The following is a 21,160-nucleotide window of genomic DNA, read 5'->3' as shown; positions in this document are numbered from 1 at the left end:
TGGGCACATGCTCAGCCGAGACGAAGAGGGCACGGATGCCTGAGACCCCGCCCGCCCGCGTCGCGGTGTACCTCGACTTCGACAACATCGTGATCTCGCGCTACGACCAGGTGCACGGCCGCGGCGCGTTCGGCAAGGATCGCGCCCGCGGCGTCGGCCCCGGCGAGCGCGGCACCTACGCCGAGGTGGCCCGCAAGCTCGAGGCCGCGACCGTCGACGTCGGGGCGATCATCGACTTCGCCGCCTCCTACGGCACGCTCGTGCTCACCCGCGCGTACGCGGACTGGTCGGCGCCGGTGAACACCGGCTACCGCAGCCAGCTGGTCGGCCGGGCGGTCGACCTCGTGCAGCTGTTCCCCGCCGCCGCGTATGCGAAGAACGGCGCCGACATCCGGCTCGCGGTCGACGCCGTGGAGGACATGTTCCGCCTGCCCGACCTCACCCACGTGGTGATCGTCGCCGGCGACTCCGACTACGTGCCGCTCGCGCAGCGCTGCAAGCGGCTCGGCCGCTCGGTGATCGGCATCGGCGTCTCGGGGGCGACGGCGAAGTCGCTGGCCGCCGCCTGCGACGAGTTCTACAGCTACGACACGCTGCCCGGCATCGAGGCGCCGACGACGGCGCCGACGACGCCCGGAGCCGACGCGGGCGCGGGGGCGAAGGGCGCGCAGGCGCCGGCCGAGCAGCCGGCTGCAGCGCCCGAGGCGGAGCCCGAGAAGGCGCCGGCGCGCCGCCGCTCGCGCAAGCCGAAGCAGGACGAGGAGCCGGAGCCCGAGGCATCCGACCCGCAGGAGGACGCCACGCGCCTGCTCGAGCGCGCCCTGCGCATCGGCCACGAGAAGGACGACGACGAGTGGCTGCACAGCTCGGCGGTGAAGACGCAGATGAAGCGCATGGACCCGTCCTTCAGCGAGAAGGCGCTCGGGTACCGGTCGTTCTCCGACTTCGTGAAGTCGAGGCCCCAGGTGGCCGAGCTCGACGAGAGCGCGCCGCAGGTGCGGCTCATCCGTCTCGCCTCCCGCGCGCGCCGCTGAGCTACTGTGCTGCCGCGACTGGCGGCTGCGCGGTGAGCGCGTCGAGGTCACCTGAGAGCTGCACCGCACCGGCGCCGAACGGAACCAGCAGGCAGGTACCCGAACGCACCGGCGTTCCGCCGATCTCGCCTTCGCCGCGGGTGACCACGATCACCCGGTAGCCCGGCTCGAGCCGCAGCTCGTCGCGCACCGCCACGCGGCGACCGCGGAAGAACCGTTCGGCAGCCTCGGGGAAAAGCGGCAGCTCGCCAGCCCCTTCCGCAGGCTCCGAGCCGCGAAGCGCTGCCACGGTCGCCTCGTCGACCACACTCCGGTCGATCCCTTCGAGCGCCGCGTCCAGCCCGAGACCGAGCCAGGCCGCCTGCTCGTCGAGGCCGAACGGTGCGTACTCGAGCAGGATGGACAGGTCGACGGGCTCCTGCAGTTCTACGAGTGTGATATCTGGCCCGATGGCGTGTGGGAGCCCGGCCGGCACGAGCAGCGTGTCCCCGGACCGCAGGGGAACGCGACGCATTGAGGCGAGCATGTCATCGACCGCCTGGTCAGCAATCCAGCCCTGCAGCCGGGCCGCGTCGACCTGCTCTTGGAACCCCAGCAATGCATAACCGTCAGCGGGCGCGTCGAGGATCGCCCATGCTTCGGTCTTTCCGCTGAGGGTGCCGAAGCGTTCGCGCGCGAAGTCGGCAGCGGGGTGGAAGTGAGAGAAGAGCCGCTCGCCGGTGTGCAGCAACTTCACCAGCAGCCGCGGGTCCGTTCCGTAGTGGCGCACGTGCTCGGGGCCGAACCACGTCTCGGGGTCGGCGGTGAGCACATCCCGCAACGATCGGCCGTCGGGAAGAATGGTCAGCCCCACGCCGCCGCCCGTGAACACCTCGGTCGTCGAGGCAAGAAAGTCCTCGGGCCGCCGGTCGTCGAGCGGGTCGCAGCCGCGGAACCGCGCAATGCCGGCACCGCCGCGGTACGGGCGCGCGCCCGGCTGATTCGGCGCCAACTCGACGACATGGCGCCCGTCGATCGGGCCCCCGGAGTCTTTCACCGTCACGTCGGCCTCCTCGCACGGTTCGCGGTGCTTCTGGTGGTGACGATACCAGTCCGGCACCGCCCCCGATCACTCCCGGTGGTCAGCGACGGATGCACGCACCACGAGCTCCCCCGCGAACCGCCGCTCGATGCCGCCGTCCCCTGGATCGGCGAACAACATTTCCACGGCGGCGGCCGTCATACTGCTCACGCTCTGGCGCACTGTCGTGATCGGCGCTGCGGTCCAGCGCATCCACGGCAGGTCGTCGAAGCCGACGAGGGACAACGCATCCGGTACACGCACACTTCGCTCCACGAGAACGTCGAGGCACGCCTCGAGCACGATTCCATTGCCAGAGACCAACCCGGTGGGGGCCCACTCGAGCGCTGCAGCGACGGCGTCGCGCGAACCCTCGTGCAGGTAGGACGCCGCCTCGAACACCTCGAGTTCCAGTCCGCGTTCCGCGGCGGCGCGGCGGGCGCCGGCGACCCGCTCGGCGCCGGTCGTGATCGATTGCGGGCCGCTCACCAGTGCGATGCGGCGGTGGCCATGGTCGGCGAGGTGTGTGACGGCCTGCCGCGCGGCTCCCGCGTTGTCGAGCAATACGCGGCGCAGTTCCAAATCGGGCACGACACGGTCGAGTTGCACGATCGGCATCCCGCCTTCGGCCAGCTGCGTCAGGACCGGGCCGTTGCCTGTGGTCGGGGTGATGAGCAGCGCATCCGCTCGCATCGCGTGAACCGCCCGAAGCAGTTCGAGCTCGCGTTCCGTGTCCTCGCCGCTGCTCGAAATGGTGAGTCTCAGCTGCCGCTGCGCGAGCGCCTGCTCGGCCGCTTTCGCCATCGACGCATAGAACGGATTCTCGATGTCGGAGATGATCAGCGCGACAACACCAGTGCGGCTCGATCGCAGACCACGAGCGACGCCGTTGGGCACGTACCCGAGTTCCGCCGCTGCGGTGAGCACGGCTTCGCGGGCAGCAGCCGAGACGGGCCCCCGACCCGACATGACACGCGAGGCCGTCATCACGGAGAAGCCCGAGCGACGCGCCACGTCGGTGAGATTCACCACGGGTCTCCTCCTGTTCCGCCATCGGACGTTCCCACCTTAGAGGCCCGCAGAGGGTGAAAAGCGCAAGATTGGTGGTAACGTTACCGCTCGGGATCGGCCGGACCGGTCGGCTCAGTGCCGAGCGACCTTGCGCGGGTACCTGCACAACAACGGCGTACAGGAGAAGAGATGTCAACGCAGACTTCAGCGGCGGTCGCGGCTACCCGCACCGTCTCCACCTACCGCGGCGGAATCGTCATTTGGGCGTCTTTCGTGGCTGCCCTCGGCGGGCTCCTCTTCGGCTACGACACGGGCATCGTCTCCGCGGCGTTGCTCTATGTCACGCCGGAATACCACCTCAGCGAGTTCGGCCAGCAGGCGTTCGTCGCCGTACTGCTGGCAGGCGCGGTCGTCGGAGTGATCGGCGGCGGGCCGGTGGTCGACCGCCTGGGGCGGCGCAACACGCTGCTGGTGGTGGCGGGGGTTTACCTCCTGGCCGCGCTCGGCAGCTCGCTCATCGGCGCACTGCCGCTGATCTACGTCTCGCGCTTCCTGCTCGGGCTGTCGGTCGGATCATCGTCGCTCGTCGTGCCGATGTACATCGCCGAGATCGCTCCGGCTCGCATCCGCGGGCGCCTCGTGTCGTTTAACCAGCTGTTCGTCGCGCTCGGGATCTTCGTCTCCTATCTCGTCGGCTACGCCTTCGCACCGATCCAGGGATGGCGGTGGATGATCGGGTTGGCCGCCGTGCCGGCCGCCATCATGTTGGTCGGCCTCATCCCCCTGCCCGAGAGTCCCCGCTGGCTGGCAGCCCGCAATCGCGTCGATGACGCGCGCATCGTGCTCGGCCGCATTCGCCGCACAGCCGAGGAGGCCAAGAGTGAGCTCGGCGAGATCACGCACGCTCTCGGCGAGGAGCGCGCGGTCAGCCTCCGCTCCCTGTTCACTACCCGCGGAGTGCGGCGCGGCATCATCATCGGCGTCGTAGTTGCGGCCACCAACCAGCTCGCCGGGGTGAACGCGATCCTCTACTACGCCCCGACGATGCTGAAGCAGGCCGGCTTCGGCGACTCTTCAGCGATCCTGTCTTCGGTCGGCATCGGGGGCGCGTTCCTGCTGTTCACCCTTCTCGGGCTGCTGCTCGTCGACGTGCTCGGCCGACGCTGGCTGCTGATCGGCGGCACGATCATCGTCGCCGCCGCGCTCGCCGCCATCGGGGCGCTCTACCTGGTACCGCAGTCGACCACGACCGGGGCCCTTCTGGTGACGGGCCTCATCGTCTACGAGGGCGTGTTCGCCGCCAGCCTCGGCATCGCGATCTGGCTCGTCAATAGCGAAGTGCTGCCCAACCGGGTGCGCGGCAAGGCGCAGAGCTTCGGCACAGTCACCCACTGGGGCCTCGACCTGATCATCTCGCTCGTCGTGCTGACCGTCATCTCGTCGCTGAGCGCCACCGGGCTGTTCTGGGCGTTCGCGGTGTTCGCGATCGCTGGCGCCATTGTCATGTTCAAGATCCTCCCGGAGACCAAAGGCCGCAGCCTCGAGGAAATCGAGTTCAGCCTGGAGCGCGGCGACCGCTGATCGCCCGCACGTAGCGCCCTCGCGCCCCGGTTCGCGACACGACCGGGGCCGAGGGCGCTCGTCGTCTAGCGTGGGGGCATGAGCATCAACCCGCCGTTCCGCGCCGACATCGTCGGCAGCTTCCTGCGCCCCGAGTCCGTGAAGCACGCTCGCGCCGAGCACGAGGCCGGCCGCCTCGACGACGCCGGGCTGCGCGCCGTCGAAGACGACGCGATCATCGACCTGATCGCCAAGCAGCGCGAGGCCGGGCTGCGACTCGCCACCGACGGCGAGGCGCGCCGCGCCTGGTGGCACTACGACTTCTTCGGCGGCCTCGACGGGGTCGACGTCGTCGATTCCGACCACGGCATCCAGTTCACCGGGGTGCAGACCCGGCCGCAGGTGCTGCGCATCACCGACCGCATCGGCTTCTCCCGGCAGCATCCGATGCTCGCCCATTTCGCGTTCCTGCGCGACCACGTGGGCGAGGGGGTGACGCCGAAGATGACGATCCCCTCCCCCGCCGTGCTGCACTTCCGCCTCGAGGAGGACGCGATCCAGACGGGCGCGTACGCCGACCGCGACGAGCTGCTCGACGACCTCGCGGCCGCGTACCGCGACGCCGTGCGCGCGTTCTACGACGACGGATGCCGCTACCTGCAGTTCGACGACACCGCCTGGGCCTACCTGTGCTCGGCCGACGAGCTCGAGAAGGCGGCGGCCCGGGGCATCCGCATCGACGGCCTCGCCGAACGGTACGCGGCGCTCATCAACGGCGCCCTGGCCGACAAGCCCGCCGACCTGACGGTGACCACGCACGTGTGCCGCGGCAACTTCCGCTCCACGTGGATCGCCTCGGGCGGCTACGAGCCCGTCGCCGAGCAGCTGCTCGCGGTGACGAAGTACGACGGGTACTTCCTCGAGTACGACTCGGCGCGGGCCGGCGGTTTCGAGCCGCTGCGCTTCCTGCCCGAGGGCGACAAGACCGTGGTGCTGGGGCTCATCACCTCGAAGTCGGGGGCCCTGGAGGACCCCGACGAGGTGAAGCGGCGCATCGAGGAGGCCGCGGAGTTCGCCCCGCTCGGGCAGCTGGCCCTGTCGACGCAGTGCGGCTTCGCCTCGACCGAGGACGGCAACGTGCTCACCGAGGACGAGCAGTGGGCGAAGGTGCGCGAGGTGGTGCGCGTCGCCGCCGAGGTCTGGGGCTAGGCGCACCGACGCCCGCGCCGGTCGTAGTGGGCGCGCGTTTCACGCTGTCCCAGGAACACCTACCCGGAACGTTCAGATACGGGAACATTTTCTACGCGAGGTAGAAAATGTTCCCGTATCTGAACGCTCGCCAAAAGACGTCGCTTCCGAACGGCTCCGAGCAGCTCGGGGCGGCTCCGAACTGCGCCGGGCAGCCGCGCTCAGCGGCTCGCGAGCAGGCGCAGCAGGTAGGCGAAGAAGGCGGGGCCGTCGACCGCTTCGACGGCGGTGACGTTGGGGGCATCCGATCGCCAGTCGAAGACGGTCGCGCCGCGCGTCAGCTCGCCGGCGGTCTCGACGCCGACCCGGTAGCGGGCCTGGGCGGTGACGATCGGCTCGCCGAGCGCGAGCAGCGTGGTCAGGGAATCGGGGTGCGTGGAGCCGCCGATGCCGGCCGCCGAGTCGAAGTCGAAGGTGGCCTGGTTCGCGCGCACGAAGAAGCGCGACAGCTCGGTGTCGAGCGCGGCGATCTGCGCCAGGCGTCCGGCGTCGACGACGGTGTCGCGGATGGTCGTCGGATCCCAGGGCACGACGACCAGCTCGGCGAAGCCGGCGGCGAACACCTCGGCCGCCGCCTCGGGGTCGACGTAGATGTTGTACTCCGCCGCCGGCGTGATGTTGCCGCGGCCGTTCACCGAGCCGCCCATCACGTAGAGCGCGGCCACGTTGCGGGCGAAGCCGGGGTCGAGACGGATGGCGCGGGCGAGGTTCGTGAGCGGGCCGATCGCCACCACCCGCAGCCGGCCCGCGTGCTCCCGGGCGAGGCGCACCAGCGCCTCGACGGCGTGCTCGGCGGCGGGGCCGCGGCCGTCGTCGGGGCGGCGCAGACCCCCGACTCCGTCGCCGTGCACGTCTTCGGCGCTCACCCAGTCGCGGTGCAGCGGGTCGCGCTCGCCGATGTGCACCGGCACCTCGTCGAGGCGGCCGGCCAGGCCGATGGTCAGCAGCGCGTTGTGCACCTGCTGGTCGAAGCCGACGTTGCCGCCGACGATCGTCACCGCCTTCAGGTCCGCCCGGGGGTCGAGCAGCCCGATCAGCAGGGCGAAGCAGTCGTCGGCGGCGGTGTCGGTGTCGATCACGAGCGGAATGGCCACCGCCCCATTCTCGCCGGGCGGTCAGCCCTTCTTGCGCGGGGGCAGGGCGCCGCCGGTGGCGAGCTTCATCAGGTCGCTGCCGAGGTCGATGCCGAGCTCGGTGCCGCCGGCCGATCCGAACTCGTGCTGATAGCTCGACCATCCGTCGCCGCGCAGCTTCTTCTCGAAGCCGCTCTCCATCAGCAGCACCAGCTCGAGCGCGGCGCGGTCGATGCGGCTGCCGAGCGAGCGGTCCTGCCAGTCCTCGGTCGAGGCGAAGAGCGAGGTGGGCACGACCAGGGTGCGCAGGAAGGCGAACATCGAGCGCATCTGCTCGTCGACGACGAGGGCGTGCCGGGCGGTGCCGGCGGTCGCGGCGAGCACGACCGGCTTGCCGATCAGCAGGTCGTTGTCGAGCACCTGGAAGAAGGTGTCGAACAGGCCCGAGGGGCCGGCCTTGTACACGGGCGCGCTCGCCACGATGCCGTCGGCCTGGCGCAGCGCCTCGATGGCGGCGGTGAACTTCGGGCCGAACAGCTGCGAGGACACGGCCTGCGACATCTCGGGCAGCAGCTCGCGCAGGTCGAGCACGGTCACCGCCACCCGGTGGCCGTGCTCGCCCGCGACCGCACCGACGCGCTGCGCGACGCGGTCGGCGAGCAGCTTCGTCGACGAGGGGTCGCTGATGCCGGCGTTGACGACGACCAGGCGGTAGGTCGAGCCCTGGTCGGGCGAGGCGGGCTCGCGCGATGCATCCGTCATGTCTGGTTCTCCTCTTGCGGCGTCTCGCGGCGTCTTACAGCGCCGGGAACGCGGGCTCCTGCTCGGTGTCCTGGTAGGGGGAGGTGCCGGTGACATTGTCGCCGCGGTTCGCGTTCGGGCGCACCTGGCGCGGGGCGGCCTCGCCGTACTTGGCCTTCACGAGGCGCTCGTGGGTGGGCGCCGGGGCGGTCTCGGGGTCGCGGCGCGCCTCGGTCTCCTTGCGCAGCACGGGGATGACCTCTTCGCCGAGCAGGTCGAGCTGCTTCAGCACGGTCGCGAGCGGCAGGCCGGCGTGGTCCATCAGGAACAACTGGCGCTGGTAGTCGCCGGCCCACTCGCGGAACTCGAGGGTGCGGTCGATGACCTCCTGCGGGCTGCCGACGGTGAGCGGCGTCATCTCGGTGAAGTCCTCCATCGACGGGCCGTGGCCGTAGACCGGCGCCTCGTTGAAGTAGGGGCGGAACTCGCGCTTGGCGTCCTGCGAGTTCTTGGCGATGTACGCCTGGCCGCCGAGGCCGACGATCGCCTCCTTCTGCGAGCCGTGGCCGTAGTGCTCGAAGCGCTGGCGGTAGAAGGCGATCAGGCGCTGGTAGTGCTCCTTCGGCCAGAAGATGTTGTTGGCGAAGAATCCGTCGCCGTAGTAGGCGGCCTGCTCGGCGATCTCGGGGGTGCGGATCGAACCGTGCCAGACGAACGGCGGCACGTCGTCGAGCGGGCGCGGCGTCGAGGTGAAGCCCTGCAGCGGGGTGCGGAAGTGGCCCTCCCAGTCGACGACGTCCTCGCGCCAGAGGCGGTGCAGCAGGTTGTAGTTCTCGAGCGCGAGCGGCAGCGACTGGCGGATGTCCTGCCCGAACCACGGGTAGACGGGGCCGGTGTTGCCGCGGCCGAGCATCAGGTCCATGCGGCCCTTGGCCAGGTGCTGCAGCATCGCGTACTCCTCGGCGATGCGCACCGGGTCGTTGGTGGTGATCAGCGTGGTCGACGTGGTCAGCAGCAGCCGCTCGGTCGTGGCGGCGATGTAGGCCAGCAGCGTCGTGGGCGAGGAGGAGAAGAACGGCGGGTTGTGGTGCTCGCCGATGGCGAAGACGTCCATGCCGACCTCTTCGGTCTTCTGCGCGATCTTGACGATGGCGTCGATGCGCTCGCTCTCGCTGGGCGTCACGCCGGTGGTGGGGTCGCGCGTGATGTCGCTGACCGAGAAGATGCCGAACTGCACGGTGGGTCCTTTCCTGCTGCGTGCCGCACTGGGGGCGGTCGCCCGAGTCTATACGTTTGCATGGATCGGTAACGCGGTGGGCGTGCGGATATTCCCGGACCCGCCGGTCGACTCGCGCGCGAAGCGGGCGACTTCGCCGGCCGACTCGACGGACGTCGCCGGTCGACTCGCGCGCGAAGCGGGCGAATGGAGACCAGCGACGCTGTGACAAACGGATGCCTGGATGCCATTGCCTGGCGACGGGTACTCCATCGCCATGCCCGACTCGTCGCCTCTGCCCGTGTTGACCTCGCTCGAGGAGGTGCGCGAGCTCGTCGAGCGCTCGAGCGAGCCGACGTTCCTGCGCTACTCGAAGGGCCCGGAGCAGGATGCGCACGAGCAGAGCGTCGACCAGGAGAGCGGCCTGGAGCTGCCGGGGCTGTCGACCAATCCGCTCGACCCGGAGCCGTGGTGGTCGAGGCCCGTGCTCGACTGGCTGGCGCGGCAGATCTGCCAGTACGCGCACCTGCGGCGCGACGGCGACCGGTACGCGTGGGTGCTCACCGGCGAGGTGGTGGGGCGCGGGCCCGACTGCGAGCCGCTCATCGCCCGGCCGCGGCCGCTCGCGCGGCTGGCCGAGCAGGTGATCGACGAAGCCGACGAGGTGTACTCGGAGCGGTTCGAGCGCAGCTGACTGCGGTCTCCATTCACGCTGCGCGTGAGTCGACCGGCGGGGCGCGCTGCGCGTGAGTCGACCGGCGAGGTGGGCCGGCCGCCAGGGCGTAGACGTCACGATCGGGCGCAAGTCCTGCGCGCGGGCTATGCCCGATCGTGACGTTTGCGCCCGGCGGGATGGGCCGGCCGCCGGTCGACTCGGCCGCGCAGCGGGCGAATGGAGACCAGCGGCCACGCATCCGATCGCCTACTGGACCGCGATGCGGTCCTTCGCGTCGACGGTGCGGTCGACGACCGTCGTCGGAGACTCCAGGTGCACGGCGCCCGAGGGCACGATGCCGGCCCCGCCGCGGCGGCGCATCACCCGCCACTGCGCCACGACGTCTTCGCCCGAGTGCTCCGGCGGCAGCTCGCTCCAGAAGTCGAAGCCGCCCGCCTCGAGCAGCTCCGCCCGGTCGTACAGCACGCAGCCGCCGACCCAGGCCACCTTGTAGGCGACCCACTCGTCGTCGGCGAGCTGCAGGCGCCCGGCGAGCCGGGTGAGGTTCGCGGCGTTGTGCAGCCGCCAGCGCTCGAACTCCGGCGTCTCGGGGGCGACGGCCTCGGGCTGCACCGGCCCGTCCCACCGCTCGAACGCCTCGAGCTCGTGCGGCCGGTCGTCGTCGAGGTAGCTGAGCCCCTGCACGGCGGCGCCGACGAAGCCGGCGTCAAGCTCGCGCCGGGCGGCGACGAGGGTCGCCAGCTGGCCCGGCTCGAGCCACACGTCGTCGTCGAGGAACAGCACGTCCTCGACCTCGGGAGCGGTGCGCACCGAGTGCTGCAGCAACCGCTCCCGGTGCTCCGCCACGCCGCGACGCGGCAGGGTGCGCAGCAGCTCGACCGCGCGGCCCTGGGCGCGCAGCACCCGGATCATCGCCTGCGCGGCGGGGTGCTCCCAGTCGGGCATCCGCTCACTCTGGTCGCCGATCACGACGCGGAACGGCGGGTCGTCCTGCGCGGCGAGGCCCGCGAGCGTCACGGCGAGCTCGGCGGGCCGCTCGCTGGTGGGGATCAGCACGTCGAGGCGCGGCGCGGCGGGCGGCTCGGCCGACGCCCACCGGGCGGCGGGCCGCCGGGTGCGCGGCCGGCGGCGGATGCGGGTCACCACGTCGGTCGTCGAGTGCTCAGGCACGTAGCCGAGGATGTGCACCTCGCCGCCGTACGAGCGCACAATGCGCGCCTCGGCGAGCATCTGCTCGGAGTAGTCGCCACCCTTGACGTACACGTCGGGCCGCAGCCGCTCGATCAGGTCCGCGGGGGTGTCCTCCTCGAAGATCGTGACCAGATCGACGACGCCGAGCGCGGCGATCACGGCCGCACGGTCGGCCTGCTCGTTGATGGGCCGCTCGGGGCCTTTCAGGCGGCGCACGGATGCGTCGGCATTCAGCGCCACGACGAGCACGTCGCCGTGCGACTTCGCCTCGGCGAGGGAGGCCGCGTGCCCGCGGTGCAGCACGTCGAAGACCCCGTTGGTGAGCACGACGCGGTGCCCGAGCCGCTGGTGCGCGGCGACGATGTCGGCGAGCACCTCGCGGTCGAACACGCCGCGGGCGGCGACGAGCAGTTCGTCGGGGCGGCACAGGGAGGTGCCGGCGGCGCGCACCACGACGTCGGCGGCGAGCTGGCCGAGCTCGGCGGCGTCCTCGACGGCGCAGCCCGCGGCGAGGGCGGCGGTGAGCGCGGCCGCGTAGGTGTCGCCGGCGCCGGACGCGTTCTGCTCGCTGGCCGGCCCGGCGTGGGTGCGGTGCGCGGGGGCGCCGTCGCGGCGCACGGTGACGCTGCCGTCGCGGTCGAGCGTGACGGCGACGGCGAGCCGGGCGGCGGATGCCTCGAGCAGCCGCTCCGCGCTCCGCTGCACCCACTCCGAGCCCGGCTCCGCGGCGTCGGCGCCGAGAAGCGCGGCGGCCTCCTGGCGGTTCGGGGTGACCACGTCGGGCTCGAGGTCGGCCCACGCAGCGACCTCGTGCGCGTCGACCACCCGCAGGGCCGGGCGCGGCGCGCGGGCGAGCTCGTCGCGGGCGGCGGCCGCGGCGCCGAGGCCGTAGTCGCAGATCAGCTGCGCCGCTCCCCCGCCGATGCTCTCGCGCACCGAGCGCACGAGCTGCTCACGCACCTCGGCGGGCACCTCGGCACCGGTGCCCTCGTCGACGCGGGCCACGACGCTGTCGCGGGCGACGATGCGGGTCTTGCACGGGGTGGTGACGGCCGGCGAGCGGACCACGGCCGAGGTGTCCACCCCGAGGTCGGAGAGCTGGGCGAGCAGGCGGTCGCCCGAGGCATCCGTGCCCACCGCCCCGACCACGCGCACGCGCGCGCCGAGGGCGGCGAGGTTCGCGGCCGCGTTCGCCGCTCCCCCGGGCGCGAAATGGTGCTCGTGCGCGTCGACGACCGGCACCGGCGCCTCGCGGCCGAGCCGGCCCGAGCCGCCCTGCCACCAGTCGTCGAGCAGCAGGTCGCCGACGACGACGATCTCGGGGGCGGCCTCGGTGATGCGGCGCAGCAGCGTGGCGATGTCGACCATGTCAGTCCTCCTGGGCGGTGCCGGGCGAGGCGAGGTGCACGACCTTGGCCAGGCTGAACTCGTCGAGCAGCTCGGGGCCGTAGCCGAAGCCGCTGCCGCTCTCGCCGCGCGGCTGCGCCGAGCCGCCGGGCGCCCCGCCGAACACCTCGTTGACCTTGACCGTGCCGACCTTGAGCCGGGCGATCGCCTGCTGCGCGTGCGCGATGGACGGCGTGAGCACGGTCGCGGCGAGCCCGTAGCGGTCGTCGCACGCCGCCTCGAGCGCCGCCTCGAAGTCGTCGGCCACCTGCACGGGAGCTACCGGGCCGAAGGTCTCCTCGCGCATGACCGCCATGGCGGGCGTGCAGTCGGTGAGCACCGTGGCCGGGTAGCGCGAGCCGGGCGCCGGGTCGGGTTCGCCGCCGACGAGCAGCGTCGCGCCGTGCGCGACGGCGTCGGTGACGTGGGCGTGCACGTGGGCGCGCATCCGCTCGTCGACGAGCGGGCCGAAGCCGGGCGATCCGGTGAGATCGGATGCCTCGGCCACGAGGTGCGCGAGGAACGCGTTGGCCACCTCGCGGTGCACGTAGATGCGCTCCACCGAGGTGCAGATCTGGCCCGTGTTGGCGAATGCGCCGAGCGCCGCCTGCTGGGCCGCCCACTTGGGGTCGACGCCCGCGTCGACGATCAGCGGGTCGTTGCCGCCGTTCTCGCGCACCACGTGGGCGCCGTGCTGGGCGGCGAGCCGGGCGATGGCGTGGCCCGACGCGGACGATCCGACGTGCGCGACGACGTCGACGAGCGGGTCGCCGACGAGCACGCTGCCGAGCGAGGCGCCGCCGGTCACGGTGCGGAACACGTCGGCGGGGAACGCGTCGGCGAGCGCCTCACCGAAGCGCAGGCCGAGGTGGGGGCAGCGCTCGCTGGGCTTGTGCACGACCGTGTTGCCGGTGACGAGGGCGGCGCCGATCAGGCCGCAGGAGACGGCGATCGGGTCGTTCCACGGGGTGAGCACGACGGCGAGGCCGCGGGGTTCGTAGCGGGTGTAGTCGGCGGCGAGGTCGGCGCCGGCGAGGCTTCGGCCGCGGTGCACCGGCCCGAGTTCGGCGTACTGGTGCAGCGTGTCGATGCCCGCCTGGATGCCCGCGCGGGCATCGGCGACGGGTCGGCCGGTCTCGCGGGAGTTGAGTTCGGCGAGCTCGTCGGCGACCGCGCTGAGCCGCTCGGCCGCGTCGTGCAGCCTGCTGCCGCGCTCGGCGGCGGGGGTCTGCGCCCATGCGGCCTGGGCGCTGTGCGCGGCCAGCAGCGCCGTCTCGGCCTCGGCGCGGGTGCTCACCGGCAGGGTGCCGACGGTGCTGCCGTCGCGCGGGTCGAGGATCGTGATGGTCTCGTTGTCGCGGGCCTCGGTGTCGGGCAGGGTCAGAGTCACCATGGGGGTGCGGGTACCCAAGCGGCATAGAAGTCACGCCGCTCGGGGATCAACTTCTCATGAGGATCCTCCCCGCCTTCCCCGACGTCCGCCGCATCGCCGTGCTGCGCGGCGGCGGCCTCGGCGACGTGCTGTTCGCCGTGCCGGCGCTGTTCGCCCTGCACGCCGCCTACCCCGAGGCCGAGATCACGGTGCTGTCCGGGCCGTCCGGAGACGTGCTGGCCGACCGACTGCCGTTCCCGGTGCGGCTCGAGCGGCTGCCGCACACGCCCGGGGTGTACGACGGCGAGGGGCCGGAGCCCGCGGAGGAGTTCTTCGCCCGCTGGCAGGCCATGCCGCCGGACCTCGCGGTGCAGCTGCACGGCGGCGGCCGCAACTCGAACCCCTTCCTGCTCCGCCTCGGCGCCCGGCACACCGTCGGCACGGCCACGCCCGACGCCGCCCGGCTCGAGCGCACCGTGCCCTACGAGTACTACCAGCACGAGATGCTGCGTGGACTCGAGGTGGCCGGCCTCGCCGGAGCCGCGCCGGTCGTGCTCGAGCCCGAGCTCGCGGCGACGGCTGGGGATCGCGCTGCCGCCTCTTCGTCGGTCGCGGGCCCGGTCACGGTCGCGGTGCATCCGGGGGCGACGGATGCGCGGCGCCGCTGGCCCGCCGAGAAGTTCGGTGCCGTCGCGCGGGCCCTCGCGGAGCAGGGGGCCGAGGTGGTCGTGGTCGGGGATGCGAGCGAGCGGGGGCTCGCCGACGAGGTGGTGCGGGCCGCGGCATCCGATCGCGTGCGCTCGCTGGCCGGCGAGCTCGACCTCTCGGCCCTGTGCGGCGTGCTCGACGCCGCCCCCCTGCTCGTCGGCAACGACAGCGGGCCGCGCCACCTGGCACACGCCCTCGGCACGCCGACCGTGTCGGTGTACTGGTGCGGCAACGTGATCAACGCGGGGCCGCTCAGCCGGGCCGAGCACCGCCTGCACGTGTCGTGGCAGACGACGTGCCCGGTGTGCGGCCGCGACCAGAGCCACGTCGGCTGGACCAGCCCGCGCTGCGAGCACGACGTGTCGTTCGTGGCCGAGGTCGAGGTCGACGACGTGCTCGCGGATGCGCGGGAGTTGCTGGGGCACGCGGCTGCCGCACCCGTCAACTAGGGGCCGGCCGACGCCGACCCGCGGCCGAACTCAGGAGCTCGTGGGATTCGAGGGCTATTGCGCCTCCAAGGTGAGCTCCTCCTGAATTCGGCCCGCCCCCGGCCGACCCTGCACGCGCCTACGGCCAGGAAGGCTCCTCCTCGTGCGCGATCAGCAGCTCGCGCACCTCGCAGCCGCGGGGCTGCGAGAGGGCGAAGACGACCGCGTTCGCGGTGTTGGCGGGGTCGTTGAGCTTCGCGTCGTCGCCCGGCGCGTACTTCGCGTCGCGGCCGTCGAAGAAGTGCGTGCGCATGCCGCCGGGGATCAGCGTGGTGACCCCCACCTCGCCGGCGAGTTCCGCGGCGAGCGCCCGGCTGAAGCCGAGCACGCCGAACTTCGAGGCGCAGTAGGCGGTCGCGTCGCTCACGCCCTTGAGCGCAAGCGTCGAGGCGACGGTGACGATGCGGCCGTGGCTCTCCTTGAGCGCCGGCAGCGCGGCGCGCACGGTGGCGGCGACGCCGATCAGGTTCACGCCGATCACCTTCTCCCACGCATCCGCCGGGATGTCGTCGAGCTTGCCGGGCCGGTCGATGCCGGCGGCCGTGACGACCGCGTCGATGCCGCCCAGCTCGTCGCGCAGCTGCGCGACCGCCTCGGCGACGGCGGCGCTGTCGGTGACGTCGACCTCGCGGTAGGCGGTGTCGCCGTCGCGCGGCGGCGCCATGTCGAGCACTGCGGGGGTCGCGCCCCGGTCGCGCAGCGCGGCGACGACGGCCGCGCCGAGCCCGGAGGATCCGCCGGTGAGGATCACGCGCCCCTCGGCCGGGGTCGGCGCGGTCTGCCGGGTGCGGGCGTCGGCGTCGGTGGTGATGGTGGTCATGGTGCCCTCCTTCGTGTCGGGTCGGTCGTGTCGTGTCGGGTCGTGCGGGTCGGATCGGGTGAACGGATGCTTGGGGCCGGCGCTCCGGGTCAGCGCACGCCGAGCCCGGCGAGCGCGGCCACGCCGCCGGCCTCGAGGAAGTCGGCGGTGCGGTGCACGGCGTGGTCGATCGCCTCGCCCAGGCCGGCGCCCGCGGCGAGCGCCGCCGCGACGGCGGAGGCGAAGCGGTCGCCCGAGCCGCAGCCGTCGACCACGTTCACCACGCGGGCGGGCCGGCGCTCCACGCGGTCGGCGTGCAGCAGCACCCCCTCGGCGCCGAGGGTGACGGCGACGGCGACGGCGCACCACTCGGCGCGCAGCCGCGCGGCGGCGGCCTCCATGTCTTCGGTCGCGGCGAAGCCCGCGGCCTCGCTGCGGTTGGGAGTGGCGACGACGCCGGCGATCGGGCGGGAGCCGCGCGGGTGTGGGTCCCACACGACGGGCACGTGCGCCGCGACGGCGGCGAGGCTCGATCGGATGCCCGCATCCGCTGTCATGCCCCGCCCGTAATCGGCGACGACGACCGCGTCCGCCTCACCCACCGCCGCGCGCATCTCGTCGGTCACCTCGGGCGCCGGTGCGGGCGCGCAGCCCACGTCGAAGCGGGCGATCGTGCCCTCTCCGGCCTGCAGCCGGGTCTTCACGGGGGTGGGCGCGTTGCTCGCGCCGAGGTGCAGCTCGACGCCCTCGAGCAGGCCGCGCAGCCGGGCGGCCGCCTCGTCGACTCCGATGGCGGCGACGAGGCGCACGTCGTGGCCGTCCTGCCGCAGCAGGGTCGCGACGAGGCCGGCGCCGCCGGCGCGCACGCTCTCGCGGCTGATGTCGACGATGGGCATGCCGCCGTCGGGGGCCGTGCGCTGGGTGGGGCCCCACAGGTCGACGTCGAGCAGCAGGTCGCCGACGACGGTGATCCTCATCGCGGCCTCCGCTCGTCGGGGCGGGTGCGCCGTGCGCGGGCCAGGTCGGCGCGGGCGAGCTCGGCGCAGGCCGCGTCGGCGCGGGCGATCGCCGCGTCGAAGGCGCAGCACAGCGCGTGGATGGCGATCAGGTGGCCCTCCTGCGCGTGCGGCGCCGGGTTGGACAGCTCGATGGCGTCGTCGCACGCCTGGGCGAGCGGGGTGGGTCCCGTACCGGTGAGCGCCCAGGTGGTCACGCCGATCGACCGGGCGGCGTCTGCGGCGAGCAGCAGGTTGGGGCTGCGGCCGCTCGTGGAGAGCAGCAGCAGCACGTCGCCGGGCCGGGCGTGCGCCTCGACCTGGCGGGCGAAGACCCGCTCGTAGCCGTAGTCGTTGCCGAGCGCGGTCAGCGACGAGGTCTCGGCGGTCAGCGCGATGGCCGAGAACGCGCGTCGCTCGGCGGCGAAGCGGCCGACCAGTTCGGCGGCGAGGTGCTGGGCCTCGGCGGCCGAGCCGCCGTTGCCGGCCACGAGCAGCCGGCGCCGGTCGTCGAGCCGGGCGGCCAGCTCGTCGGCCCAGGCGGCGATGCGGTCCTGGTGCCGCTCGAGCTCGGCGGCGAGCGCCGCGAGTCCCGAGAGGTGGTCGGCGACGGCGCGGCGGGTGTCGGCGCGCAGGTCGGGGGTGAGCTGCAGCGTCATCGCGGCCACCCCCCGGCGGCGCGGGCCAGGGCGGCCGGCTCGGCGGCGCCCGGTACCGCCCCGGTCAGCGCGCGGTACACCTCGGCGGTCGCCTGCGCGACCGACGGCCAGGTGTAGCCCTGCTCGACGCGGCGGCGGCCGGCGGCGCCCATCCGGGCGCGGCGCAGCTGGTCGGGAAGCAGCTCGGCGAGCGCGGCGGCGAGGGCCTCGGGGTCGCGCGGCGGCACGTGCATGCCGGTCACGCCGTCGACCACGGTGTCGCGCAGTCCGCCGACCGCTGCGGCCACGACGGGCACGCCACAGGCCATCGCCTCGAGCGGCACGATGCCGAACGGCTCGTACCAGGGCGTGCACACGACCGCGTCGACGCCGCGGATGACCGAGGGCAGCGCCCGCTGCGGGATCTGCCCGGTGAAGCGCACCCGGTCGCCGACGCCCGCGTCGCGGGCCACCTGCGCCAGCCGGGCGATCTCGGGATCCGAGTAGATCGACGGGTCGCCGCCGCCGGGCCCGCCGACGATGAGCAGCTCGGGCGCGCGTCCGCCCACCGAGCCGAGGCGGGCGAGGGCCTGGATGACGAGGTCGGCGCCCTTGCGCGGCACCAGCCGTCCGATGACGGCGATGACCGAGGCATCCGTCATGCGCACGCGCGGCCCGTCGAGCGTGAACCGGGTCGTGTCGACGCCGCAGGGCACCACCGAGGTCTTCTCGCGCGCGATGCCCATCGCCTCGAGCTCGTCGACCTCGTCCTCGCAGGTGGCGATGATCGCGTCGGCGTCGCGGCCCACCCGCGGCTCGAGGCTCTCGCGCTCGGCGGGGCTGGTGTCGGCGGCGCCCTGGTGGCGGCGCTTGACGGTGCCGAGCGCGTGGAAGGTCTGCACGACGGGCACGCGCTCGCCCGTGCGTCCGAGGTGGGCGGCGGATGCGTCGAGCGCCGCGAGCCCGGACATCCAGAAGTGCGCGTGCACGAGGTCGGGGGCGCCGCGGCTGCGCCAGTCGTCGGCGACGCCGGCGGCGAGCTCGGACATGAAGGGCAGCAGCTCGTCGCGCGGCACCGGCTCGGCGGGGCCCGCATCGACGTGCACGACCTCGGCGCCCTCGAGCGGCACCCGGGCGGGCTGGTCGGCGGCGGTGCGCCGGGTGTAGACGGTCACCTCCTCGCCGCGGCGGGCGAGCTCGATCGCCAGTTGGGCGACGTGCACGTTCTGCCCGCCCGCGTCTGCACCGCCGACGGCGGCGAGCGGGCTGGCGTGCTCCGAGATCATGGCGATCCTCATGCGGTCCTCCTCAGCAGGTGGGAGCGGCGGACGCGGGCGACGGCCTCCTCGAGCACGTCGTCCCAGTCGGCCAGGAAGCGCGGCAGCGCGAAGCGCTCCAGCGCGGCGTCACGGGCGCGCAGCCCGTGCTCACGGGCCCGCTCGGGGTCGGCGGCGTAGCGTGCCGCCGCCCGGGCGAGGCGGTCGGGGTCGAGGGCGAGCTCGCCCACCTCGGGCGGCAGCGACGCCGGCACCTGGGTGGTGGCGAGGGCGAGCACGGGCATGCCGAGCAGCATCGCCTCGATGAGGGAGAGGCCGAGCGAGGTCCACCTGGCCGTGTGCAGGTAGGCGCGGCGCCGGGCGAGTTCGGCGTGCAGCTGCGCCGTGGGCAGGTCGCCGCCGGAGGCGACCCGGGCACCGGCGCCGAGCGCCTGAGGCACCTCGTCGGCGCCGATGCCGAACACGTCGATCGGCGCGCCGCGGGAGATCTGCGGCAGCAGGTCGGTGCCGAGCACGCGGCGGCGCCGCACCGCCTCGTTCGCGCTCATCGCGAGCCGGGGCAACTCGCCCGTGTACCGGTAGCCGGGGTCGGGCAGCCCGTGCTCGACGACCCGCACGGGCGCGTCGCCGTTGTCCCACATCAGCGCGTTGAACGGGGTCACGTGCACGATCGCGATGCGGTCCTGGTCGGCGAGCGGATGCCGCGACTCCGGCAACTGCACCCGCGGGGTGTTGTGCTCGACGAACACGGCGGGCACGTCCACGCCCGGCTTGGCGCCGAGCAGCTGCTCCGCCAGCGCGAGCTCCTCGGTGCGCTGCAGCACGACCACGTCGACGTCGGCGCCGGCGAGCTCGGCGGGCGCGACCTCTTTCACGGTGCCCGGCCAGTCGCGGCCGGCGCGGCCGAGGCCCCACGGGCCGCCGGCCGGGGTGTGCGGCAGCAGGTACTCGTGGCCGCCGCGCACGAACGCATCCGTCCAGCCGCCGTGCATGTGCCAGATCAGGATCCTCATCGGCGGCCTCCCGCGACGGGGCTCGGGGCCGGCAGCAGCTCCTCCACCGCGGCGACGACCCGCTCGGGCGAGACCGAGGCGAGGCACGGATGCCCGGGGATCGGGCACTCACGCGCCCGGCTCAGCCGGCAGGCGGCCTGCTGGTCGCCGAGCAGCACGATCGGCACGCCGTACGGCCGCCAGCGGATCGACGGCACGACGGGCGAGAACAGGCTGACCACGGGTGTGCCGACGGCGGCGGAGAGGTGCGCGGGGCCGGTGTTGCCCACGACGGTCACCGCAGCGCGGGCGAGCACGGCGCCGAGCTCGTCGAAGGCGAGCTTCCCGCCGAGGTCGAGCGCGTGGGAGCCTGCGACGCGAGCGGTCAGCTCACGCTCCCCCGGCCCGCCGGTCACGACGACGCGGTGGCCCCGCTCGGCGAGCATCCGTACCGTCTCCTCGTGGTGCTCGGCCGGCCACGCGCGGGCGGGCACGGCCGCGCCCGGATGCACCGCGACGAAGCCCTCGTCGTCGCCGAGCCATTCCTCGACCGGCGGCAGCCGGCGCACGGCCAGCAGCAGGTCGTCGTCGTCGGGCGGCTGGTAGCCGGCGGCCGAGACGATGCGCAGGTCGCGCAGGGGCTCCGGCTGGTCCTCGTCGAAGTCCTCCCCGGGGATCAACCGGCGGTCGAGCAGGTCGCCGGCGGCGTCGACGGATGCCCCGGTGATCGGCCGCACGCCGGCCAGCCGCAGCGTGAGCGCCAGCGGCAGCGGCGACTGGTGGAACGAGGTGAGGATGATCGCCTCGTCGATCGAGCTGCGGCGCAGCCGGCGGGCGAGCGCCGTCACCTGCTCGGAGGAGAAGCTCGCGTCGTCGCCCACCCAGGGCACCTCGGCGACCAGCACGCGGGAGACGCCGGGCAGCAGGCGCGCCGCGTCGGCGCCGCGCGGGCCGGCGAGGAACCACACCTCGGCCCCGCTGGCGGCCACGGCGCGCACGGCGGGCCCGGTGAGCAGCACGTCGCCGGCGGAGTCCTGCCGGGCGATCAGCACCCGGGTCACCGGGCGGCTCCCGCGGTCTCGGGCTCCGCCTCCGCCCCGGCCCGGCGCCCGGCGCCGGCTTCGCGCTCTGCTCCGGATTCGCGCTCGGCGAGCAGGCGGCGCACCGCCTCGTCCAGGGTGGCGGCGGTCTCGTACCGGCGCACCTCCTCGATGCGGGTCGCGGCGTTCGGCACGAGGATGCCCCGCGCCCCGGCGGCGGCCGCCGCGCCCATGTCCGCCGCGGTGTCGCCGATCAGCGCGAGCTGCTCGGGGCGCAGCCCCCACTCGCGCGCGGCGGCGGTGATGAGCCCGGGCTCGGGCTTGCGGCATCCGCACCCCGCGTTCTTGGCGTGGGTGCAGATCTGCCAGACGTCGAACGGCCCCAGCAGCTCGTCGATGCGGGCGTTGACGCGGCGCAGCGCCGGCGCGGGCAGCTCTCCGGTGGCGATGCCCGGCTGGTTGGTGGCCACGCCGACCCGCAGCCCGGCCGCACGCGCCCGGGCGACCGCGGCGGCCGCGGTCGGCATGGGCACGACGCGCTGCGGGTCGTCGTTGAACGGCACGTCGACGACCAGCGTGCCGTCGCGGTCGAACAGCACGGCCTGCAGCTCGGGTTCGGTCATAGCCGAAGCAGTTCCCGAAGCCACTGCTTCTC

19 protein-coding genes are annotated in these 21,160 nt (G+C 73.5%); 5 read left to right on the top strand and 14 right to left on the bottom strand.

Annotation, left to right across the window (positions count from 1 at the left end; translation table 11 throughout):
* The first annotated feature begins 35 nt into the window (after positions 1 to 35).
* Complete coding sequence (locus H563_RS0112145) at positions 36 to 1,034, top strand: NYN domain-containing protein (protein WP_022882876.1); 999 nt, start codon at positions 36 to 38, stop codon at positions 1,032 to 1,034.
* A 1-nt stretch (position 1,035) separates the two neighbouring features.
* Here the strand turns inward: H563_RS0112145 and H563_RS0112140 are convergent, their stop codons facing one another.
* Positions 1,036 to 2,076 carry a class I mannose-6-phosphate isomerase gene (locus tag H563_RS0112140; RefSeq protein WP_022882875.1) on the bottom strand — a complete coding sequence of 347 codons (1,041 nt, stop codon included), beginning with the start codon at positions 2,074 to 2,076 and terminating at the stop codon, positions 1,036 to 1,038.
* Between the two features lie 66 nt (positions 2,077 to 2,142).
* Complete coding sequence (locus H563_RS0112135) at positions 2,143 to 3,108, bottom strand: LacI family DNA-binding transcriptional regulator (protein ID WP_281169786.1); 966 nt, start codon at positions 3,106 to 3,108, stop codon at positions 2,143 to 2,145.
* A gap of 132 nt (positions 3,109 to 3,240) precedes the next feature.
* On the opposite strand from H563_RS0112135, the gene H563_RS0112130 reads away from it, so the two are divergent.
* Both H563_RS0112130 and H563_RS0112125 read left to right on the top strand, forming a co-directional pair.
* Positions 3,241 to 4,686: a sugar porter family MFS transporter gene (locus tag H563_RS0112130; protein ID WP_245556850.1), complete on the top strand. Its 1,446-nt coding sequence runs from the start codon at positions 3,241 to 3,243 to the stop codon at positions 4,684 to 4,686.
* 78 nt (positions 4,687 to 4,764) lie between these two features.
* Positions 4,765 to 5,874, top strand: a complete 1,110-nt coding sequence (locus H563_RS0112125) for a 5-methyltetrahydropteroyltriglutamate--homocysteine S-methyltransferase (protein ID WP_022882872.1) — start codon at positions 4,765 to 4,767, stop codon at positions 5,872 to 5,874.
* A gap of 200 nt (positions 5,875 to 6,074) precedes the next feature.
* Here the strand turns inward: H563_RS0112125 and H563_RS0112120 are convergent, their stop codons facing one another.
* Genes H563_RS0112120 through H563_RS0112110 form a run of 3 tightly spaced genes read right to left on the bottom strand, consistent with a single transcriptional unit; the run spans position 6,075 to position 8,964 of the window.
* Positions 6,075 to 7,007 carry a nucleoside hydrolase gene (locus H563_RS0112120; RefSeq protein WP_022882871.1) on the bottom strand — a complete coding sequence of 311 codons (933 nt, stop codon included), beginning with the start codon at positions 7,005 to 7,007 and terminating at the stop codon, positions 6,075 to 6,077.
* A 21-nt stretch (positions 7,008 to 7,028) separates the two neighbouring features.
* The gene (locus H563_RS0112115; RefSeq protein WP_022882870.1) at positions 7,029 to 7,748 is read right to left on the bottom strand and encodes a CE1759 family FMN reductase; all 720 of its coding nucleotides are present in this window, start codon (positions 7,746 to 7,748) and stop codon (positions 7,029 to 7,031) included.
* Between the two features lie 34 nt (positions 7,749 to 7,782).
* Positions 7,783 to 8,964 carry an LLM class flavin-dependent oxidoreductase gene (locus tag H563_RS0112110; RefSeq protein WP_022882869.1) on the bottom strand — a complete coding sequence of 394 codons (1,182 nt, stop codon included), beginning with the start codon at positions 8,962 to 8,964 and terminating at the stop codon, positions 7,783 to 7,785.
* A gap of 223 nt (positions 8,965 to 9,187) precedes the next feature.
* On the opposite strand from H563_RS0112110, the gene H563_RS0112105 reads away from it, so the two are divergent.
* Entirely contained in the window at positions 9,188 to 9,637 is a 450-nt protein-coding gene (locus tag H563_RS0112105; protein ID WP_245556849.1) for a DUF6098 family protein, read from the top strand.
* Between the two features lie 228 nt (positions 9,638 to 9,865).
* Here H563_RS0112105 and rfaE2 read toward each other — a convergent pair whose 3' ends face one another.
* Together rfaE2 and H563_RS0112095 are read right to left on the bottom strand one after the other, a co-directional pair.
* Positions 9,866 to 12,178 carry a D-glycero-beta-D-manno-heptose 1-phosphate adenylyltransferase gene (rfaE2, locus tag H563_RS17995; RefSeq protein ID WP_022882867.1) on the bottom strand — a complete coding sequence of 771 codons (2,313 nt, stop codon included), beginning with the start codon at positions 12,176 to 12,178 and terminating at the stop codon, positions 9,866 to 9,868.
* Position 12,179: 1 nt separating this feature from the next.
* On the bottom strand, positions 12,180 to 13,589 hold the full coding sequence (locus H563_RS0112095; RefSeq protein WP_022882866.1) for an aldehyde dehydrogenase family protein: 1,410 nt from the start codon (positions 13,587 to 13,589) through the stop codon (positions 12,180 to 12,182).
* Positions 13,590 to 13,645: 56 nt separating this feature from the next.
* Here H563_RS0112095 and H563_RS0112090 point away from each other — a divergent pair, with 56 nt between their 5' ends.
* On the top strand, positions 13,646 to 14,725 hold the full coding sequence (locus H563_RS0112090) for a glycosyltransferase family 9 protein (protein WP_022882865.1): 1,080 nt from the start codon (positions 13,646 to 13,648) through the stop codon (positions 14,723 to 14,725).
* Positions 14,726 to 14,843: 118 nt separating this feature from the next.
* Here H563_RS0112090 and H563_RS0112085 read toward each other — a convergent pair whose 3' ends face one another.
* From H563_RS0112085 to H563_RS16485, 7 genes are all read right to left on the bottom strand, one after another.
* On the bottom strand, positions 14,844 to 15,584 hold the full coding sequence (locus H563_RS0112085) for an SDR family oxidoreductase (RefSeq protein ID WP_022882864.1): 741 nt from the start codon (positions 15,582 to 15,584) through the stop codon (positions 14,844 to 14,846).
* Between the two features lie 89 nt (positions 15,585 to 15,673).
* Positions 15,674 to 16,540, bottom strand: coding sequence for a PfkB family carbohydrate kinase (locus H563_RS16495; protein WP_022882863.1), 867 nt, complete (start codon positions 16,538 to 16,540; stop codon positions 15,674 to 15,676).
* On the bottom strand, positions 16,537 to 17,217 hold the full coding sequence (locus H563_RS16490) for a D-sedoheptulose-7-phosphate isomerase (protein ID WP_081416289.1): 681 nt from the start codon (positions 17,215 to 17,217) through the stop codon (positions 16,537 to 16,539). The genes H563_RS16495 and H563_RS16490 overlap by 4 nt, the downstream gene beginning before the upstream one ends.
* Entirely contained in the window at positions 17,214 to 18,494 is a 1,281-nt protein-coding gene (locus tag H563_RS0112070; RefSeq protein ID WP_027479400.1) for a glycosyltransferase, read from the bottom strand. Before H563_RS0112070 ends, H563_RS16490 begins: the two co-directional genes overlap by 4 nt.
* Positions 18,491 to 19,486: a glycosyltransferase gene (locus tag H563_RS0112065; protein WP_022882862.1), complete on the bottom strand. Its 996-nt coding sequence runs from the start codon at positions 19,484 to 19,486 to the stop codon at positions 18,491 to 18,493. The genes H563_RS0112070 and H563_RS0112065 overlap by 4 nt, the downstream gene beginning before the upstream one ends.
* The gene (locus H563_RS0112060) at positions 19,483 to 20,526 is read right to left on the bottom strand and encodes a glycosyltransferase family 9 protein (protein ID WP_027479399.1); all 1,044 of its coding nucleotides are present in this window, start codon (positions 20,524 to 20,526) and stop codon (positions 19,483 to 19,485) included. Before H563_RS0112060 ends, H563_RS0112065 begins: the two co-directional genes overlap by 4 nt.
* Positions 20,523 to 21,128 carry an HAD-IIIA family hydrolase gene (locus tag H563_RS16485; RefSeq protein ID WP_081416286.1) on the bottom strand — a complete coding sequence of 202 codons (606 nt, stop codon included), beginning with the start codon at positions 21,126 to 21,128 and terminating at the stop codon, positions 20,523 to 20,525. Before H563_RS16485 ends, H563_RS0112060 begins: the two co-directional genes overlap by 4 nt.
* Positions 21,129 to 21,160: the final 32 nt, after the last annotated feature.

The sequence above is a fragment of the Gryllotalpicola ginsengisoli DSM 22003 genome (assembly GCF_000419445.1).
Lineage (GTDB): Bacteria > Actinomycetota > Actinomycetes > Actinomycetales > Microbacteriaceae > Gryllotalpicola > Gryllotalpicola ginsengisoli.
Note: the sequence above shows the minus strand (reverse complement) of the source record. Positions and strands in the feature narration are given on the sequence as shown.

What these genes read in the sequence shown, in the direction of transcription:
- H563_RS0112145 (WP_022882876.1), top strand. Translation starts at nt 36, where the DNA reads ATGCCTGAGACCCCGCCCGCCCGCGTCGCGGTGTACCTCGACTTCGAC.
- H563_RS0112125 (WP_022882872.1), top strand. Translation starts at nt 4,765, where the DNA reads ATGAGCATCAACCCGCCGTTCCGCGCCGACATCGTCGGCAGCTTCCTG.
- H563_RS0112115 (WP_022882870.1), bottom strand. Translation starts at nt 7,748, where the DNA reads ATGACGGATGCATCGCGCGAGCCCGCCTCGCCCGACCAGGGCTCGACC.
- H563_RS0112105 (WP_245556849.1), top strand. Translation starts at nt 9,188, where the DNA reads ATGCCATTGCCTGGCGACGGGTACTCCATCGCCATGCCCGACTCGTCG.
- rfaE2 (WP_022882867.1), bottom strand. Translation starts at nt 12,178, where the DNA reads ATGGTCGACATCGCCACGCTGCTGCGCCGCATCACCGAGGCCGCCCCC.
- H563_RS0112095 (WP_022882866.1), bottom strand. Translation starts at nt 13,589, where the DNA reads ATGGTGACTCTGACCCTGCCCGACACCGAGGCCCGCGACAACGAGACC.
- H563_RS0112090 (WP_022882865.1), top strand. Translation starts at nt 13,646, where the DNA reads ATGAGGATCCTCCCCGCCTTCCCCGACGTCCGCCGCATCGCCGTGCTG.
- H563_RS0112085 (WP_022882864.1), bottom strand. Translation starts at nt 15,584, where the DNA reads ATGACCACCATCACCACCGACGCCGACGCCCGCACCCGGCAGACCGCG.
- H563_RS16495 (WP_022882863.1), bottom strand. Translation starts at nt 16,540, where the DNA reads ATGAGGATCACCGTCGTCGGCGACCTGCTGCTCGACGTCGACCTGTGG.
- H563_RS16490 (WP_081416289.1), bottom strand. Translation starts at nt 17,217, where the DNA reads ATGACGCTGCAGCTCACCCCCGACCTGCGCGCCGACACCCGCCGCGCC.
- H563_RS0112070 (WP_027479400.1), bottom strand. Translation starts at nt 18,494, where the DNA reads ATGAGGATCGCCATGATCTCGGAGCACGCCAGCCCGCTCGCCGCCGTC.
- H563_RS0112065 (WP_022882862.1), bottom strand. Translation starts at nt 19,486, where the DNA reads ATGAGGATCCTGATCTGGCACATGCACGGCGGCTGGACGGATGCGTTC.
- H563_RS16485 (WP_081416286.1), bottom strand. Translation starts at nt 21,128, where the DNA reads ATGACCGAACCCGAGCTGCAGGCCGTGCTGTTCGACCGCGACGGCACG.